The organism is Vibrio sp. Vb0667, from assembly GCF_033391095.1.
In genome coordinates this window covers 1-17203 of the sequence record NZ_JAWPOL010000012.1, presented here as the reverse complement: position 1 = coordinate 17203, position 17203 = coordinate 1, and the positions used below count along the sequence as shown (strand labels likewise).

The 17203-nt window shown below is 45.8% G+C and carries 15 protein-coding genes and 2 tRNA genes; 2 read left to right on the top strand and 15 right to left on the bottom strand.

Annotation, left to right across the window (positions count from 1 at the left end; all coding sequences use genetic code 11):
• Nucleotides 1-40: 40 nt before the first annotated feature.
• The 8 genes from R8269_RS13100 to leuS all read right to left on the bottom strand — a co-directional run bounded on the left by R8269_RS13100 (nucleotide 41) and on the right by leuS (nucleotide 9091).
• Nucleotides 41-844 carry a septal ring lytic transglycosylase RlpA family protein gene (locus R8269_RS13100; RefSeq protein ID WP_017635670.1) on the bottom strand — a complete coding sequence of 268 codons (804 nt, stop codon included), beginning with the start codon at nucleotides 842-844 and terminating at the stop codon, nucleotides 41-43.
• Nucleotides 845-846: 2 nt separating this feature from the next.
• On the bottom strand, nucleotides 847-1968 hold the full coding sequence (rodA, locus tag R8269_RS13095; RefSeq protein ID WP_005384128.1) for a rod shape-determining protein RodA: 1122 nt from the start codon (nucleotides 1966-1968) through the stop codon (nucleotides 847-849).
• Nucleotides 1968-3884 (bottom strand): penicillin-binding protein 2, encoded by a 1917-nt coding sequence (gene mrdA, locus R8269_RS13090; RefSeq protein ID WP_005384126.1) that lies wholly within the window; start codon nucleotides 3882-3884, stop codon nucleotides 1968-1970. Before mrdA ends, rodA begins: the two co-directional genes overlap by 1 nt.
• Before the next feature lie 29 nt (nucleotides 3885-3913).
• A complete protein-coding gene (rlmH, locus tag R8269_RS13085) occupies nucleotides 3914-4384 on the bottom strand; it encodes a 23S rRNA (pseudouridine(1915)-N(3))-methyltransferase RlmH (protein WP_017821762.1) in 471 nt (156 codons plus the stop codon).
• A 4-nt stretch (nucleotides 4385-4388) separates the two neighbouring features.
• Entirely contained in the window at nucleotides 4389-4706 is a 318-nt protein-coding gene (rsfS, locus tag R8269_RS13080; protein ID WP_005373015.1) for a ribosome silencing factor, read from the bottom strand.
• An 88-nt stretch (nucleotides 4707-4794) separates the two neighbouring features.
• On the bottom strand, nucleotides 4795-5814 hold the full coding sequence (gene holA, locus R8269_RS13075; protein WP_170894026.1) for a DNA polymerase III subunit delta: 1020 nt from the start codon (nucleotides 5812-5814) through the stop codon (nucleotides 4795-4797).
• 5 nt (nucleotides 5815-5819) lie between these two features.
• Nucleotides 5820-6365, bottom strand: a complete 546-nt coding sequence (gene lptE / locus R8269_RS13070) for an LPS assembly lipoprotein LptE (RefSeq protein ID WP_318222555.1) — start codon at nucleotides 6363-6365, stop codon at nucleotides 5820-5822.
• Between the two features lie 152 nt (nucleotides 6366-6517).
• Nucleotides 6518-9091 carry a leucine--tRNA ligase gene (gene leuS, locus R8269_RS13065; RefSeq protein ID WP_005391313.1) on the bottom strand — a complete coding sequence of 858 codons (2574 nt, stop codon included), beginning with the start codon at nucleotides 9089-9091 and terminating at the stop codon, nucleotides 6518-6520.
• A 153-nt stretch (nucleotides 9092-9244) separates the two neighbouring features.
• Between leuS and R8269_RS13060 the strand changes: the two genes are divergently transcribed.
• Nucleotides 9245-9715 (top strand): zinc ribbon-containing protein, encoded by a 471-nt coding sequence (locus tag R8269_RS13060; protein ID WP_005373024.1) that lies wholly within the window; start codon nucleotides 9245-9247, stop codon nucleotides 9713-9715.
• A gap of 84 nt (nucleotides 9716-9799) precedes the next feature.
• On the opposite strand, the gene lnt is transcribed toward R8269_RS13060, so the two are convergent.
• From lnt to miaB, 5 genes are all read right to left on the bottom strand, one after another.
• On the bottom strand, nucleotides 9800-11317 hold the full coding sequence (lnt, locus tag R8269_RS13055; protein WP_318222554.1) for an apolipoprotein N-acyltransferase: 1518 nt from the start codon (nucleotides 11315-11317) through the stop codon (nucleotides 9800-9802).
• A gap of 32 nt (nucleotides 11318-11349) precedes the next feature.
• The gene (corC, locus tag R8269_RS13050) at nucleotides 11350-12249 is read right to left on the bottom strand and encodes a CNNM family magnesium/cobalt transport protein CorC (RefSeq protein ID WP_005384118.1); all 900 of its coding nucleotides are present in this window, start codon (nucleotides 12247-12249) and stop codon (nucleotides 11350-11352) included.
• A 105-nt stretch (nucleotides 12250-12354) separates the two neighbouring features.
• Nucleotides 12355-12819 (bottom strand): rRNA maturation RNase YbeY, encoded by a 465-nt coding sequence (ybeY, locus tag R8269_RS13045; RefSeq protein WP_005373030.1) that lies wholly within the window; start codon nucleotides 12817-12819, stop codon nucleotides 12355-12357.
• A gap of 2 nt (nucleotides 12820-12821) precedes the next feature.
• Nucleotides 12822-13919 carry a PhoH family protein gene (locus R8269_RS13040; RefSeq protein ID WP_258477574.1) on the bottom strand — a complete coding sequence of 366 codons (1098 nt, stop codon included), beginning with the start codon at nucleotides 13917-13919 and terminating at the stop codon, nucleotides 12822-12824.
• Between the two features lie 73 nt (nucleotides 13920-13992).
• Nucleotides 13993-15417, bottom strand: a complete 1425-nt coding sequence (gene miaB / locus R8269_RS13035; protein ID WP_005373038.1) for a tRNA (N6-isopentenyl adenosine(37)-C2)-methylthiotransferase MiaB — start codon at nucleotides 15415-15417, stop codon at nucleotides 13993-13995.
• A gap of 257 nt (nucleotides 15418-15674) precedes the next feature.
• On the opposite strand from miaB, the gene R8269_RS13030 reads away from it, so the two are divergent.
• On the top strand, nucleotides 15675-16853 hold the full coding sequence (locus tag R8269_RS13030) for a 2-octaprenyl-3-methyl-6-methoxy-1,4-benzoquinol hydroxylase (RefSeq protein WP_258477575.1): 1179 nt from the start codon (nucleotides 15675-15677) through the stop codon (nucleotides 16851-16853).
• Between the two features lie 135 nt (nucleotides 16854-16988).
• On the opposite strand, the gene R8269_RS13025 is transcribed toward R8269_RS13030, so the two are convergent.
• Nucleotides 16989-17073 (bottom strand) — tRNA-Leu (locus R8269_RS13025).
• Nucleotides 17074-17126: 53 nt separating this feature from the next.
• Nucleotides 17127-17201, bottom strand: a tRNA-Gln gene (locus R8269_RS13020).
• Nucleotides 17202-17203 lie beyond the last annotated feature (2 nt).

Here is a 17203-nt window from a genome sequence, read left to right as displayed (position 1 = left end):
TATGTAAGAGGGGGATCAAAGAGAAATTCATGACACGAGGTCATTTGGCAGTGTTGTGTTTTTTAATAAATGCAGACGAATAGCCGAGCAACTTTACTTTATCTAATGTGGCTTGCGTCAGGGAATAGTCAGTAAATGGCCCTAACAACAAGCGATAAGACTCTTTCGCACTCTCTAGGAAAGTTTCTGTATCCAATTTTTGACCAAGCTCGGTACCTAAAGTTCGCGCGCGTTCTTCATTTTTTGATGATGCCACTTGAATAACGTACCTAGGGTGCGCTTCTAATGACTTTTTGTCCGTGGGCTGATTGATACTGATCACTTCAATTTCCACGTTCGCGGTGCCTGTTTTTATGACATCTAACTTGTGCGCGGCGGCATAGCTTAAATCAATGATACGGCCATCGTGAAAAGGACCTCGGTCATTAACTCGTACTATGGTGGTTTTGCCGTTGTCAGTATTGGTAACTTTTACGTAACTTGGTAACGGTAGCGTTTTATGCGCTGCCGTCATTGAGTACATGTCATAGATTTCGCCATTAGAAGTCAAATGACCTTGGAATTTTTTCCCATACCAAGATGCGCGGCCTTTTTCTTTAAAGCCTTTCGCATTGCGAACTATTTTGTAGTCTTTGCCACGCAAGTGGTAATCTTTGTTCCCACCTAGGCTGTACGGTTCATATTTAGGATGCGCATCCTCGATGTGTTCGACTGAAAGCGGTGTATCCGGTGCAACATCGGATTCGAGTTCGTAACGGCCTTCTTGTTCTTTTTGGCTAGTTGATGAACAGCCTGCCAAAATAAGAGCAGAGAAAACCAAGGAATATAAAGCGCGTTTTTGCATGTCTAGGTCGCCTTAGAGAATGCTTTTCGGTGCGTATGAATCGACATCAGAATACCAAAACCAGCCATCAAGGTTACCATTGATGTGCCGCCATAACTGATGAGTGGCAACGGTACACCTACTACAGGTAGGATGCCACTTACCATGCCAATATTTACAAAAATATACACGAAGAAGCTGAGTACAATACTGCCTGCCATCATTCGTCCAAATGCGGTTTGCGCTTGGCTGGCGAGATATAAACCTCGTCCAATAATAAATAGATAGATGGCTAAAAGGCAAAGGAAGCCAATCATACCCCATTCTTCAGCAATTACTGCAAAGATAAAGTCAGTGTGTCGTTCTGGAAGAAACTCTAGTTGTGACTGCGTACCTTGCAACCAACCTTTGCCGGAAATACCACCGGAGCCAATCGCAATTTTACTCTGAATAATGTGGTAGCCCGCTCCTAGCGGATCAGATTCCGGGTTAAATAGAGTACGAACTCGCACTTTTTGATACTCTCGCATCAAGAAAAACCACAGAATTGGAATGAAACCACCTAATGCAATCGCAGCACCTGCAATTATTTTCCAGCTAATGCCGGCGAGGAAGATAACAAAAATACCGGAAGCGGCGATCAGGATCGAGGTACCTAAGTCAGGCTGTTTTGCAATGAGAATGGTTGGTAAGCAGACCATAATCAGTGCAACAATGAGTGTTCTTAGCGTTGGTGGGAGGGGCTGTCTACCAACATAGCGAGCCACCATTAATGGCACCGCGAGCTTCAATAGCTCTGACGGTTGAAAGCGCACAAAACCGAGGTTAAGCCAACGCTGCGCGCCTTTCGATGCTTCACCGAAAAACAGCACGCCGAAAAGCAGTATAACGCCACCAACGAACATCAAAGGTGCCAAGCTTTCGTAAGTTCGTGGAGAAAGCTGTGCAAGGACGAGCATCACAACGAGTGAAAGCACCATTCGCATGGCTTGGCGATCCATCATCAGTAAACTTTGGCCACTGGCGCTGTACATGATCACCAGGCCAAACCCCATCAGGGCCAGTATGCCAAGTAGGAGTGGTAAGTCAATATGGAAGCGTTCAAACAGGGCGCGATTTTTACCTGTAGAGGGATCCATCTTCATTACTGTTTTACCTCTTTCTTCGCATTGTTTTCAGGCTCAATTTCTTCTGGACCAAGAACGACTCGGTCAAAAATTTTCCTTACTACTGGGGCACCGTTACTAGAACCACCACCGGCATTTTCTAGTACTACAGTGACGACCACTTTAGGATCATCAAATGGTGCAAAGCCAGTAAATAACGCATGGTCACGTAAGTGCTCGGCGATCTCATCGGCGTTGTATTCTTCGTTTTCACCCAGACCGAAGACCTGTGCAGTACCTGATTTACCCGCTGTTTCATAATTCATTTTGTAGAATGAGCGGCGAGCTGTTCCGCGCGTGCCATGGTTTACCCGACGCATGCCTTCTTTCGCCATATCCCAGTACTTTTTCGGCACATTCTTGATTGGTGGGTAAGTCACGTATTCTGTCGTTTGCTGCTCTTCGAAGTCGTTACCATTTTCTATCGTCGCTTTGAGCAAGTGAGGTGCGATCACTTCTCCCTCGTTTACTAATACGGAGGTTGCTTTGGCGATTTGCATTGGTGTTGCTGTCCAATATCCTTGGCCGATACCCACAGGGATCGTATCACCTTTATACCATGGGGTTTTATGGCGAGACATTTTCCAGTCACGAGTCGGCATATTCGCCTTACTTTCTTCGTAGATATCGATGCCAGTGTAATCACCAAAGCCGAACATCATCATCCAATTCGAAATACGGTCAATACCCATGTCATAAGCGATTTGATAGTAGAAGGTATCAACAGACTCTTCGATCGACTTAATGATATCGACGCGTCCGTGCCCCCAACGCAACCAGTCACGGAATGGGCGAGTGTTGGAGTTTGGTATGCGCCAATAACCAGGATCATTTCGCGTGGTGTTAGGTGTGACGACACCTTCTTGCAGCGCGGCTACCGCCATAAATGGTTTGATGGTAGACGCAGGGGGGTAAATGCCAAGTGTAGTGCGGTTGACCAAAGGACGGTTTTTATCGTTCAAAAGGGCGCGATAGTCTTTACCTGAGATTCCGTGCACGAACGAGTTAGGATCGTAGCTAGGGCTCGAAACCATAGCCAGTACGCCGTTGTCTCTAGGATCGATCACTACAGCACTGCCTCGGCGGCCGTCCAATAATTGGTGTACGTACAACTGCAAGTTGATATCAAGGTTTAAAACGATGTCTTTTCCGGGTACAGGTGGAACGTACTTTAAGGTACGAATTACTCGGCCGCGGCTGTTTACCTCGACTTCTTGATATCCGGCTGTACCGTGTAAGAGGTCTTCGTAGTATTTTTCAATACCCAGCTTACCAATGTCGCGAGTGGCTTGATAGTTTGCGTCTTTTTCTTCTCGGATCAGGCGCTGCATGTCGCGATCATTGATTCGAGAAACATACCCAATCACGTGGGTTAAGACTTCGCTGAAAGGGTAGTAGCGCTTTAAGGTCGCACTTATTTCCACACCTGGAAAGCGGTACTGATTGACGGAGAATACTGCTACTTGTTTTTCGTTCAGTTGGGTAAGCAGTGGGACCGATTTAAATCGACGAGTCCGTTTACGCTCGTGGTGGAAACGTTCAATCTGGTCTGGTGTAATTTCCAGAATAGTTTGTAATTCTTGGATGGTTGCATCAATGTCTTTAATTTTTTCTGGGGTCAGTTCTAAGTTAAAGACGGGACGGTTCTCTGCCAGTAAAACGCCATTTCGGTCATAAATTAGACCTCGGTTAGGCGCGATAGGCACTACTTTGATGCGGTTATCGTTCGAGCGGGTTTGATAGTCTTGAAACTGGTTCACCTGAATGTTGTACATGTTGGCAACCAGAGCTCCCATCAAGACAACAATGCCGATAAAAGCAACAATAGCGCGGCTGGCAAACAGACGCGCTTCGGCTTGATAATCTCGGATTTGACTGCGGCGTTTACGAATCATTAACGCTTGGCTCTAAAGTTAAACAACGATTATTCGCGATGATAAGGGTGGTTAGCGGTGATGCTCCACGCTCGGTATAAGCTTTCTGCCATTACGATACGCACTAGAGGGTGGGGTAGCGTTAAGGCAGATAATGACCAGCTTTGGTCTGCTGCAGCTTTGCATGCAGGAGCGAGTCCTTCAGGACCGCCGATTAATATTGATACATCACGGCCATCTAATTTCCAAGCTTCTAACTGCTCAGCGAGTTGAGGAGTGTCCCATTTTTTACCTGGGATATCTAACGTGACGATACGGTTGCCTTTTGGTACCGCCGCGAGCATCGCTTCTCCTTCTTTTTGCAGGATGCGAGCGATATCGGCATTCTTACCACGCTTGCCAGCAGAGATTTCAATCAACTCCAACGGCATATCATGCGGGAAACGGCGACGATATTCTTGAAAGCCTTCCTCAACCCATTTTGGCATTTTTGTGCCAACAGCAATTAGTTGAATTTTCAAAAGATTAACCCCAGAGTTTTTCTAGCTGGTAGAGTTCGCGGTGCTCTTCTTGCATCACGTGAAGCATGGCGTCGCCCATATCTAGGACTACCCATTCACCTTCGTTTTCACCTTCCATTCCTAGTGGCTCAAGACCGGCTTTTTTCACTTCTGTTGCAACATGGTCAGCGATGGATGAAACGTGGCGTTTGGATGTACCAGTACAGATGATCATGTAATCTGTCACGCTTGATTTATCTTCCACATTTAGGACGATAATGTCTTCCGCTTTCATGTCGTCGGCTTTATCAGCTAAAAAGTCTTTCAGTTCTTCGCGAAGCACTCGGTTTTCCTCGGTTTGTCTCTTATCTCTACAGTGTTTTACATTCTTGCTTGCAAAACAGGTCGCGCACTATATCACGCTTTGATTTTTAAATTGCCAGCTTAATATCAGGAGAGCAGGTTTCTAAGCTCAACTGATGAATAGTTGGCCATACAGACTCGTCATACTGAGTTTTGGCTTTTATCTCGGCTTGAGCCAACAAGGAGAGCAATGCACAAATACGACTCGCTGATAAGCGGGTCAGTGCTGCGTTATAGAGTGGACGCTTGTTTTGCCAAACTCGATATTTCTCAAATACCTGGTTCATTCCCATTTGACTTAAGTCTTGATGCATATTTAAAAGTTGGCTCAACTCTTTTTGTACACTTCGAATCAAGATCACGGTCTCAACCCCTTCCGCCTCAAGTTGGCGAAGAATACGTTGTGTACGGTTTGCTTTACCTGCCAGTAAGGCGTCGATCCAGTTAAAGGTAGTGAAGTGGTTATGGCGACTTAGGGCTTCCTCTAAACGTATGATGGTAAGCTCACCATCCGGGTAGAGCAGGGCCAATTTCTCTAAGCTTTGTGTCAATGCAAATAGGTTACCTTCATGCCATTGAGCCAACATTTGCAGTGATTGCTGATCGGGTTTTAGTCCCAACGTGCGGCAACGTGTCTGAATGAACATCGGTAGGCGTTGAAGGTCTGGCGACAAACAGCTTACCCAGTCGCCTTTTGAGCTTAATGCTTTGAACCATTTCGCATTTTCTTGGGCTTTGGTCAGTTTGCTACCAACAATGACGAGCATGATGTCATCATGAAGCATATCACACAGTGTTTGCAGCTCTTTGCTGACGGCGGTTGTCACGCCACTCTCTGGAATTTCAAGCTCGATCAATTGACGGTTTGAGAACAGGCTCATCGCTTGGAAGCAATCGTAAACTTGATTCCAGTCGATGCTTGCGTCTACCGCAAAACGGTGTTTTTCCTCAAAACCTTGTCGAAACGCTGCCTTTTGGATTGCTTGGCGGCTCTCTTGAATCAGTAACGGCTCATTACCAAAGATTAAGTAAACTTGTTTAACATGTTTAGTTAAATGATCCGTTAATTTATCGGCATAAATTCTCATAGTGATTAAGAGTTTGTGTTCGCTGGCTCAGAGATTTGTCCTGCTTCATATTCGGCACGAATACGGCCCAACTGGCGCATCATCTGTTTTGCAGCTTGCAAGCGCATCTCGTCTTCAATTACGTCACGTTCAACAGATTTTGCAAGTGCCGTCAACGGGTTGTCTAGGTAGTTGCGGTTTACTGTTGTCGTAAAGTTTTTAGAACCATAGCCAGGAATCGTCACACGGTATTTTACTACGTATGTCAGCTCTTTTTCTGCTGCACGGCTATTTTGATACAGAGACAGGGTACGCTCATCGATAGTCGCTTCCGTCAAATGAAGGTTGGGTACCGTCGATGATGGTTGAACAAGTTCAACTTTGTTCAGTTCGAGTTGAGAGCGAACATAGCGAGTTAATTCACTGTATTCATCGTAGCTGGAGAAAGACATAGTGTGCAGCTCTTCCGGTACGGAATACTCGCCGCGAAGGTGAAAACCACAGGCAGAAAGAAGCCCCGCTAATACCAATACCAATACCACTGGTAGTTTAATCAAAGAGAAAAAGCGCATTGATTGTATTCATCCTAAATTGAAGGGGTTATTTACCTTAAACCACTCATGTGAATGGTTTGAGGTAAATAAACAGGGTAGCGAACTACCCTGTTTAATGACTCTTGGTTAACAAATAAGTTCGCTAAACAGAGACAAATTGCAAGCTGTGATTAGTTTGCAACGATGTTCAGCAGTTTACCTGGAACGTAAATGACTTTACGAATAGTCAGGCCATCGGTGAACTTAACCACGTTTTCGTCGTTTAGACCAAGCTGTTCGATATCGTCTTTAGAGATATCCGCTGGGACTGTTAGCTTCGCACGTAGCTTACCGTTAACTTGAACAACGATAGTTTTTTCGTCTTCAACTAGCGCTTTTTCGTCAAACGTCGGCCATGCCGCGTTATCAATGTCTGTTTCACCTAGTGCTGCCCATAGCTCGTATGAGATATGCGGAGTGATAGGGTAAAGCATGACAACAATAGCTTTCAGTGCTTCGTCAAGGATTGCACGATCTTGCGCAGATTCTTGAGGCGCTTTCGCTAGTTTGTTCATCAGCTCCATGATCGCTGCGATCGCGGTGTTGAATGTTTGACGACGAGCGATATCGTCCGTCACTTTCGCGATAGTCTTGTGAACATCACGGCGAAGTGCTTTTTGATCACCAGAAAGCGCTGCGGTATCTACTGCTTCTGCTGCGCCTTTCGCTGTGTGCTCTTTCACTAGTTTCCAAACACGTTTTAGGAAGCGGTTCGCACCTTCTACGCCAGACTCTTGCCATTCAAGTGTCATGTCCGCTGGAGACGCGAACATCATGAATAGACGTACTGTGTCAGCGCCGTACTTGTCTACCATTTCTTGAGGGTCGATACCGTTGTTCTTAGACTTAGACATCTTGATCATGCCTGAGTGCGTTACATCACGACCTTCAGTGTCTTTAGCAGAAGTTATGCGGCCTTTACCATCACGTTCAACGGCTACGTCTGTTGGAGCTACCCACTCTTTGCCGCCTTTCTCGTTCTCGAAGTAGAACGCATCAGCCAGTACCATGCCTTGACACAGTAGTTGCTTGAACGGTTCGTCAGAAGTTACGTAACCCGCATCGCGCAGTAGTTTGTGGAAGAAGCGTGAGTACAGTAGGTGCATACAAGCGTGCTCGATACCACCGATGTACTGGTCTACTGGTAGCCAGTAGTTTGCTTTTTCTGGGTCTAGGATGTCGTCCGCTTGTGGTGAACAGTAACGCGCGTAGTACCAAGAAGATTCCATGAACGTATCGAACGTATCTGTCTCACGTAGAGCAGGTTCGCCGTTAAAGGTTGTCTTCGCCCACTCTTTGTCTGCTTTGATTGGGCTCGTTACGCCGTCCATTACTACGTCTTCTGGAAGAATCACTGGTAGTTGGTCAGCAGGTACTGGGTGAACTTCACCGTCTTCAGTGGTTACCATTGGGATTGGCGCACCCCAATAACGTTGACGAGATACACCCCAGTCGCGTAGACGGAAGTTTACTGTCTTCGTGCCTTTACCTTCTGCTTCTAGCTTCGCTGCAATTGCATCGAACGCCGCTTGGAATTCTAGGCCATCGAATTCACCTGAATCGAACAGTACACCTTTCTCTGTGTATGCCGCTTCAGAGATGTCTAGCTCGCTGCCATCAGCAGGCTTGATAACTGGCACGATGTCTAGACCGTACTTCGTTGCGAACTCGTAGTCACGTTGGTCGTGCGCAGGTACAGCCATTACCGCGCCTGTACCGTAGTCCATCAGTACGAAGTTTGCTACGTATACTGGTACTTCGCGGCCGTTCAATGGATGGATAGCAGTAAGGCCAGTCGCCATACCTTTCTTCTCCATTGTCGCTAGCTCAGCTTCTGCAACCTTATTGTTCTTACATTCGTCGATAAACGCTGCAAGCTCTGGATTGTTCTCTGCTGCAAGAGCTGCAAGAGGGTGGCCGGCTGCGATACCCACGTAAGTCACACCCATTAGCGTATCTGGACGTGTTGTGTAAACTTCTAGGTCTTGTTGACCCTTAACTTCAAACTTCAGTTCAACACCTTCAGAACGACCAATCCAGTTGCGCTGCATGGTTTTCACCATTTCAGGCCAACCTTCAAGCTTGTCTAAGTCGTCTAGTAGCTCTTGAGCGTATTCAGTGATTTTGATGAACCATTGAGGGATTTCTTTTTGCTCTACAGGCGTATCACAACGCCAGCAACAACCGTCTTCAACCTGCTCGTTTGCAAGAACAGTTTGGTCGTTAGGACACCAGTTAACAGAAGAAGTCTTTTTGTAAACTAAACCTTTCTCGTAAAGTTTAGTGAAGAACTCTTGTTCCCAGCGGTAGTACTCCGGTGTACATGTTGCGAATTCACGGTTCCAATCGTAACCAAAGCCTAGAAGCTTAAGTTGGTTCTTCATGTATTCGATGTTTTCGTAAGTCCAAGGTGCTGGCGCAGTTTTGTTTTTTACTGCTGCGTTTTCTGCAGGTAGACCGAATGCGTCCCAACCGATTGGTTGCATCACGTTTTTGCCTTGTAGGCGTTGGAAACGAGATACTACATCACCGATAGTGTAGTTGCGCACGTGACCCATGTGCAGTCGACCACTTGGGTATGGGAACATGGACAGACAGTAGAATTTTTCTTTATTTGGGTCTTCACTTACAACAAAGGTTTTGTTGTCATCCCAGTGCTTTTGAACTTTTTGTTCAATATCTTGTGGGTTGTATTGTTCTTGCATCGATGGTATCCGTTATCTTGGAATTTGTGAGTTCGGTTAGAACAGACTTAAATAGATCGTCATAGAATACCTAAAGCTAGGGATCACAACAATAGCCAATCTGTACCCATGCGCCCTTAAGTGACGCAGGTAGGAGAAAGATGGAGGTCAGTTATGCCTAAACGTAAAACAGGTTATGAGGAAATGCTCGAGGATGTGATTGAAACCTTGAAGCACAGTCCGGAAGAAGTTAACAAAGCGATTGAGACGTCGGGCAAAGTGGTGGATGCTGCTAATGACTTGACCAAAGATGAATTGGCTTTAATCAAAGCGTACCTTAAAGCAGACTTAAAAGAGTTTTCAGAGAGTTACGAGGATAGCAAAAGCGGTCCGTTTTACTTAACGATTGCGGATTCGATATGGCAAGGGCTGTTAGAGATTACAGACCGAACTAAAGTTGAGTGGGTTGAGTTGTTCGATGACTTAGAGCATCAAGGGCTATATGAAGCAGGAGAGGTGATAGGCTTAGGCACTTTAGTCTGTGATGAGTGTGGTCACAAGACAACGTATAACCACCCAACAGTAATCATTCCGTGTATTAAGTGTGGTCACAAAGGCTTTACTCGTCAGTCATTAAAGCCATAAATGGCGAGTAACGACTGTATAATGCAATGAAGAAAAAAGAGGCTTAGTCGCCTCTTTTTTGTCTTTTCTACTTTCAAGCTGTTATCAGCTCTGTTTTCTTCTTAAACCGAAAGCCAGCGCTAAACTTAACCCTACCCAAATATACAATGGCCAAGTACCAACGATTCGATATAGCGTTTTCCCATCGGTTGGGGTGAGCTCTGCGCGCAGTACTGCAGTTTCAAACTGCGGAACTTGCTCAACGATTTTACCCTTGTGATCGGTTACCGCTGTTAATCCATTGTTAGTCGAGCGGATGAGCGGTTTGCCCAACTCTAAGGCACGCATACGGGCGATCTCCATATGCTGAAGAGGGCCGATAGAGTGACCAAACCATGCATCGTTTGAAAGCGTTAGAATGAAGTCTGTTTCGTCAGTCACATTTTGACGCACTTGCTCATTAAAGATGATCTCATAGCAAAGCGCTGGTGCCATGTGCATGCCATTCGCAACGATGTTTGGCTGCACAAAAGCCCCACGGCTAAACGATGACATCGGTAGGTTAAAGAATGGCGCTAATGGGCGCAAAATATCTTCAAATGGTACAAACTCACCAAACGGTAGTAGGTGATGCTTATGGTAACGTTCGCTTAAATCGAAGCTGTAGTCACCGTATGGTGTGATGCCGAGGGACAGAATACTGTTGTAGAACTGTCGATCTTCAGCTTGGTTGACGACACCGGTGATGATTGCGCTGTTATTCATTTTTGCAGCGCTGTCGATATTGCTCAAAAATGAAGGCACTTCAATTTCAAAAGCGGGAATTGCTGCTTCTGGCCAAACGATAATGTCAGCGTCCCAGTTTTCACGAGTTAAGTCAGCATATTTCATGATGGTTGGCCAGCGTTGACTTGGTAGCCACTTTAGGTTTTGGTCTACGTTACCTTGAATCAGTGCGAGCTTAGTCGTGTCTTCTGGTCGGGGTGTTACCCAATCGTAGTTGCGAATCCCAAAGCCAGTACTGAGTAATACCGCAGGGATAATCACCATCAGCCACTGCTTATGAATCCATGCATAGGCTAACGCCCCTGCGCTGATAAGGATAAATAGAGTAAGCAGTTCTACGCCGCCAATTGGTGCAAAGCTTGCGAGTGGAGCATCTATCTGGCTATAGCCTAGCCATAACCAAGGGAAGCCGGTCATCACCCAACCACGCAACCAATCACTTATCAGCCATAAAGCAGGTGCAGCGAGAAGTGCTTTTGTGAGCGTAAATTGAGGAAACAGCTTGTTGTTGAGCCAAGCAAATAAGCCTGAATAAACAGCCAAGTAGGCAACAAGTAAGCCCATTAAAAATAAATTGGCAATGAGCGGCATACCGCCAAAACCGGAGATACTGACGTAAACCCAGCTAACGCCAGTTGCAAATTGACCTAACCCCCAAGCATAACCAATCCATAGTGCGCGTTTCGGAGTTTGGTTAGCAAGAAGAATCAGTAGAATTGCAGGGCTAAGAATGGCAATAGACCACAGCTGGTAAGGAGCGAAAGCGAGTGTAGTAGAGGCGCCAACAAAAGCGGCCACTAAGGGCCGCTTAAGGCGATGAAAGAGTTCATTCATCATTGTAATTTCTGAGATTCCCAATGGGTATCGCGTTACTCTTGAGTGGCTTCAACCAGGGTTTCTTCGTCTGGGATCGTCACTTGGAGTTGAATGACACGACGGTTATCGGCAGCGGTGACTTTGAAGTTGTAGCCTTCAATTTCAACCAGTTCACCACGAGAAGGTAAGTGACCAAAGGCAGTCATGACCATACCACCAACGGTATCAACTTCCTCATCGCTGAAGTTGGTTCCGAATGTCTCATTAAACTCTTCGATGGTTGTCAGCGCTCTGACAGCAAACGTATGCTTGCTCAGCTTACGAATGTCCGTCTCTTCACTTTCATCGAATTCATCTTCAATATCCCCGACGATTTCCTCAAGGATATCTTCAATGGTCACAAGACCAGAAACACCACCGAATTCATCGACAACAATGGCCATATGATAACGTTCTTCACGGAATTCTTTCAGCAGTCGATCAACGCGTTTACTTTCCGGTACTACAACCGCTGGTCGAATGACTTCTTCGATATCAAATGGATTACTGCCTGAGCCTAAGTATTTAAGTAAGTCCTTCGCTAGAAGTATGCCTTCCACATGGTCTTTATCTTCGCTGATCACAGGGTAGCGAGAGTGTTGAGCATCGGTAATCAAAGCAACCAAGGTATCAAGGTCGTGAGTACGCTCAACGGTAACCATTTGCGAACGCGGGATCATAATGTCACGCACACGCATTTCGGAGATTTCCATAACACCTTCGAGCATATCGCGAGTGTCATGGTCAATCAGGTCGTTAACTTCAGAGTCGCGGATAACATCCACAAGCTCTTGGCGATCTTTTGGTTCGCCCTGAAATAGTTGACCTAGACGTTCAAAGAAGGACTTTCTACTCGGACCTTCTGCCTTTTCTTTCTTATCTTCGTTAGAAGAGGGAGAATTATCTTCGTTCATTGTTTCTCAATTAAGTAACGCTATCAGAAGTGTGATAGCACACATAGAGAGGCGAACACGAGAGTCATTTAGGTGGTTCGCCTTTCCCTGTCGAGTGGCCAATAGCTACTCTTTTTCAGCAATGTAAGGATCTTCATAACCCATACCTTGCATGATTTCGGTTTCGAGGGACTCCATCTCTTCGGCTTCGTCATCCTCTATATGATCATAACCTAGCAGATGCAAGCTGCCATGTACAACCATATGCGCCCAATGTGCTAGCAGAGGCTTGCTCTGTTCAACCGCCTCTTTTTCAACAACTTGGCGGCAAATAATCAAATCACCAAGTAAATCTATTTCCATACCAGGAGGTGCTTCAAATGGAAACGACAACACATTAGTTGGTTTATCTTTGCCGCGATACTCATGGTTGAGCGTATGACTTTCTTGTTCATCAACAATACGAATGGTGACTTCGGCTTGTGGCTGGAAGAGAGGAATTGTCTTATCTAGCCACAATTGGAAATCTTGCTGCGAAGGCAGACCTTCTTCATTTTCGACTGCCAGTTGCAGATCAAGTTCAATCGCCATGATTATTCCTTAGTTGAAGCAACTTGTGCATTCAGTTCGGCTTTTTCTGCTTCTAGTAACTTCGCATCGCGTTCTTCACGACGGCGTTTCTCGAACTCTTTACGCTCTTTCTGGTCTTGTGCTTCCCACTTCTCGTACGCGTTAACGATACGAGCAACCACAGGGTGACGTACAACGTCGTCGGCTAAGAAGAAGTTAAAGCTGATGTCGTCAACTTCGCTTAGTACTTCAATAGCATGACGAAGACCCGATTTCGCACCACGAGGTAAGTCAATCTGCGTGACATCACCAGTGATAACCGCGCGAGAGTTAAAACCAATACGCGTTAGGAACATCTTCATCTGCTCAACAGTGGTGTTCTGACTCTCATCAAGAATGATGAAGGCGTCGTTTAGAGTACGACCACGCATGTAAGCAAGAGGAGCAACCTCAATCACGTTACGTTCAATCAGCTTCTCTACGCGCTCAAAGCCCAGCATTTCAAATAGGGCGTCGTATAGCGGACGTAGGTATGGGTCGACTTTCTGGCTTAAATCACCAGGCAGGAAGCCCAATTTCTCACCAGCTTCAACCGCTGGACGAGTAAGTAGAATACGGCGGATCTCTTGGCGCTCTAGTGCGTCAACAGCTGCTGCTACAGCAAGGTAGGTTTTACCTGTACCAGCCGGGCCAATACCAAAAGAAATATCATGCGTGACCATGTTAACCAAGTACTGCGCTTGGTTTGGCGTACGTGGTTTGATCACACCTTTCTTGGTTTTGACGAAGACTTCTTTACCATGCTCGATGTTAGACTCAGTATTCTGCTCAAGAACACCAGACTCTTTGATCGCTAGATGGATTTGCTCAGGCTCAATATCTGGGATCTCACCTCGTACAGGTGCGGTATCAACATATAGAGTTTTCAGGATATCCAGCGCAGCTGATGCGGTATGAGGTTTACCGACAATCGTAAAGTGGTCACTACGGTGGTTAATTTCAACGCCTAGACGACGTTCTAAATGCTTGATGTTGTCATCGAATGGACCGCACAGGCTAGCTAGTCGGCGGTTGTCTGAAGGTTCTAGGTTAATTTCTAGAGTTACGATTTTATTGCTCAATGTTGCCTCTCATTTTTTGCCACTTAGTGAGAGCCTGATAACGACCAGGCTCTCTATGGCTATTTATACGAGCTTACGGCGTAAAAGTAGCTACACCCAGCTCATCTTCGCGACGTGTTTTCGCCATCATCTGCGTTGGGGAAATCACACTACGAAGATCCATGTCTTTTTCAGTACGTACTAGCTCACCACGCAGTGAGTTTGCAAATACGTCTACGATCTTCACATCAACGAACTGACCAATTAGGTCTGCACTACCTTCAAAGTTTACTACACGGTTGTTTTCTGTACGAGCGCGTAGTTCCATTAGGTTTTTCTTCGAAGGACCTTCAACTAGAACACGTTGTTCTGTGCCAAGCATTAAGCGAGAGTAACGCATCGCTTGAGCATTGATAGTTTGCTGTAGTTCGTAAAGGCGCTCTTTCTTCACTTGTTCTGACACATCACAAGGGTAATCCGCTGCTGGCGTACCTGGACGTGGAGAGAAAATAAAGCTGAAGCTCATGTCAAAGTCTACATCTTTGATTAGCTTCATGGTGTCTTGGAAGTCTTTGTCTGTCTCACCAGGGAAACCAACAATAAAGTCTGAACTGATTTGGATATCAGGACGAGCTTTACGCAGTTTACGGATGATCGATTTGTATTCGATAGCGGTGTGAGGGCGTTTCATCATCGTTAGGATACGGTCACTACCACTTTGCACAGGTAAGTGCAGGAAGCTCACAAGTTCTGGCGTATCTTCGTATACTGCGATGATGTCGTCTGTGAATTCTAACGGGTGGCTCGTCGTGAAACGAATACGGTCGATACCATCGATAGACGCAACCAAACGAAGCAGTTCTGCAAATGAACAGATCTCACCATCGTGCATAGGACCACGGTACGCGTTTACGTTTTGACCCAGAAGGTTTACTTCACGTACGCCTTGTTCAGCAAGTTGGGCGATTTCGAACAGTACGTCATCCATTGGACGGCTTACTTCTTCACCACGAGTGTACGGTACGACACAGTAAGTACAGTACTTAGAGCAGCCTTCCATAATAGAAACGAATGCTGTCGCACCTTCAGCGCGAGGTTCAGGTAGGCGGTCGAATTTTTCGATCTCTGGGAACGAAATGTCCATAACTGGTGCATCATCGGACTGAGATTGTTTGATCATCTCAGGTAGGCGGTGCAAAGTTTGTGGGCCAAAAATAACGTCAACGTATGGTGCACGTTCACGAATATGGTCACCTTCTTGCGTTGCTACACAACCACCTACACCGATAACTACGCCAGGTTTTTTATCTTTTAGTGTTTTCCAGCGGCCTAGCTGGTGGAAAACTTTCTCTTGCGCTTTTTCACGGATCGAACAGGTGTTAAGTAGAAGTACGTCTGCTTCCTCTGGCTCTTCCGTCAGCTCGTAGCCGTTTGCAGCATTAAGCAGGTCGGCCATTTTTGATGAATCGTATTCGTTCATCTGGCAGCCCCAGGTTTTAATTAGCAGTTTCTTACTCATCTCACTTTCGCTCGTTCAGTTGTACTTAAATCGGAGAGCTATTGCTCAAATTATAGCCGCCATCACGGCGGTAAGCGGCGTATTGTACTGCTTTAAAAAGCACCTGACTAGTGATCTAGCTAATTCTCTGCAAAGCCTGATGAAATCTAGTTTTTCGCCCTATGCTGAACAAGGTTTTTTGTTAAACAATTTTGTAAAAGTAGCCATGGAAAGTACAATAAAAAACGCCAATTAATCAGCACGATGAAGAGTGAAAAATGAACAAGTATGACATCGCCGTGATCGGTGGCGGTATGGTCGGGGCAGCCGTCGCTGTTGGATTTGCCAAGCAGGGCAGAAGCGTTGTCTTGGTCGAAGGTACAAAACCTAAAGTTTTTGATGCCGCTCAGGCGATGGATATTCGTGTATCTGCAATCTCGCACCAGTCGGTGGAGTTACTTGATTCACTCGGAGCATGGTCAGAGATCAAGAGCATGCGAGTTTGTCCTTATCGGCGCTTAGAAACTTGGGAGCACCCAGAGTGCCGTACTCGTTTTCACTCTGATGAATTGTCATTGGATCAGCTAGGTTACATCGTTGAAAATCGCCTAATCCAATTAGGTCTTTGGCAAGTCTTCTCTAAGTATGAAAATCTAACCGTGATGTGTCCTGAGCGATTAAAAGCCATTGAGTTTGCAGATGTAAATCTTGTGACACTAGAAAATGGGGCGCAGTTTGAAGCTAACTGGGTGATTGGTGCTGATGGTGCAAACTCTAAAGTTCGTCAATTGGCTGGAATTGGTGTAACTGCGTGGGATTACCGACAACACTGCATGTTGATTAACGTGAAAACAGAATTGCCTCAGCAAGATATTACTTGGCAACAATTTACACCTTCAGGCCCACGTTCATTTTTACCTCTGTGCTCTTTGAGTAACGACGATGGTCAAATAGTAGGCCAAGGTTCTTTGGTTTGGTATGACTCGCCTAAACGTATTAAACAACTGTGTGCGATGGGTAAACCTCAACTAAGGGAAGAAATCTTACGTCATTTCCCTGCAGAATTAGGCGATATTGAAGTTTTACAGTTTGGCTCATTCCCACTCACTCGTCGTCATGCGCAAAGCTACTCAAGCAAAAATTGCGTATTAGTGGGTGACTCTGCCCATACGATCAACCCGCTTGCAGGGCAAGGGGTAAACTTAGGCTTCAAAGATGTAGACGTTCTCCTTTCGGTAACAGAACAACAAGAAAAGCTGGAAGATACCTTACTCGCGAAATACGAACGCGCACGTCGACCTGACAACTTACTCATGCAGACGGGCATGGACTTTTTCTATAAAGGTTTTAGCAACGATCTAGGGCCATTGAAGTTCGTACGTAATGCTGCATTGAAGCTTGCTGAAAACTCAGGGCCAATTAAGGCTCAAGTACTGAAATACGCGTTAGGTATGTAGTAAGCTACTCAAATCACAGATAGAAAAAAAGCGAGCCATGAGCTCGCTTTTTTAATTCGGCAAATCTAATGATTTCCCGAGTCCAGAACCAAAAAAAGAAAAAACCCAGCAAAGTCATGCTGGGTTTTCCGATAATGGTGCGGAAGGAGAGACTTGAACTCTCACACCTTGCGGCGCCAGAACCTAAATCTGGTGCGTCTACCAATTCCGCCACTTCCGCAACTTAATCTATAGATATCAAGATAATTGGTAAAATCTCAATATCGTTGTATATGGCAGGGCTACCTGGATTCGAACCAGGGAATGGCGGCATCAAAAGCCGCTGCCTTACCGCTTGGCGATAGCCCTAC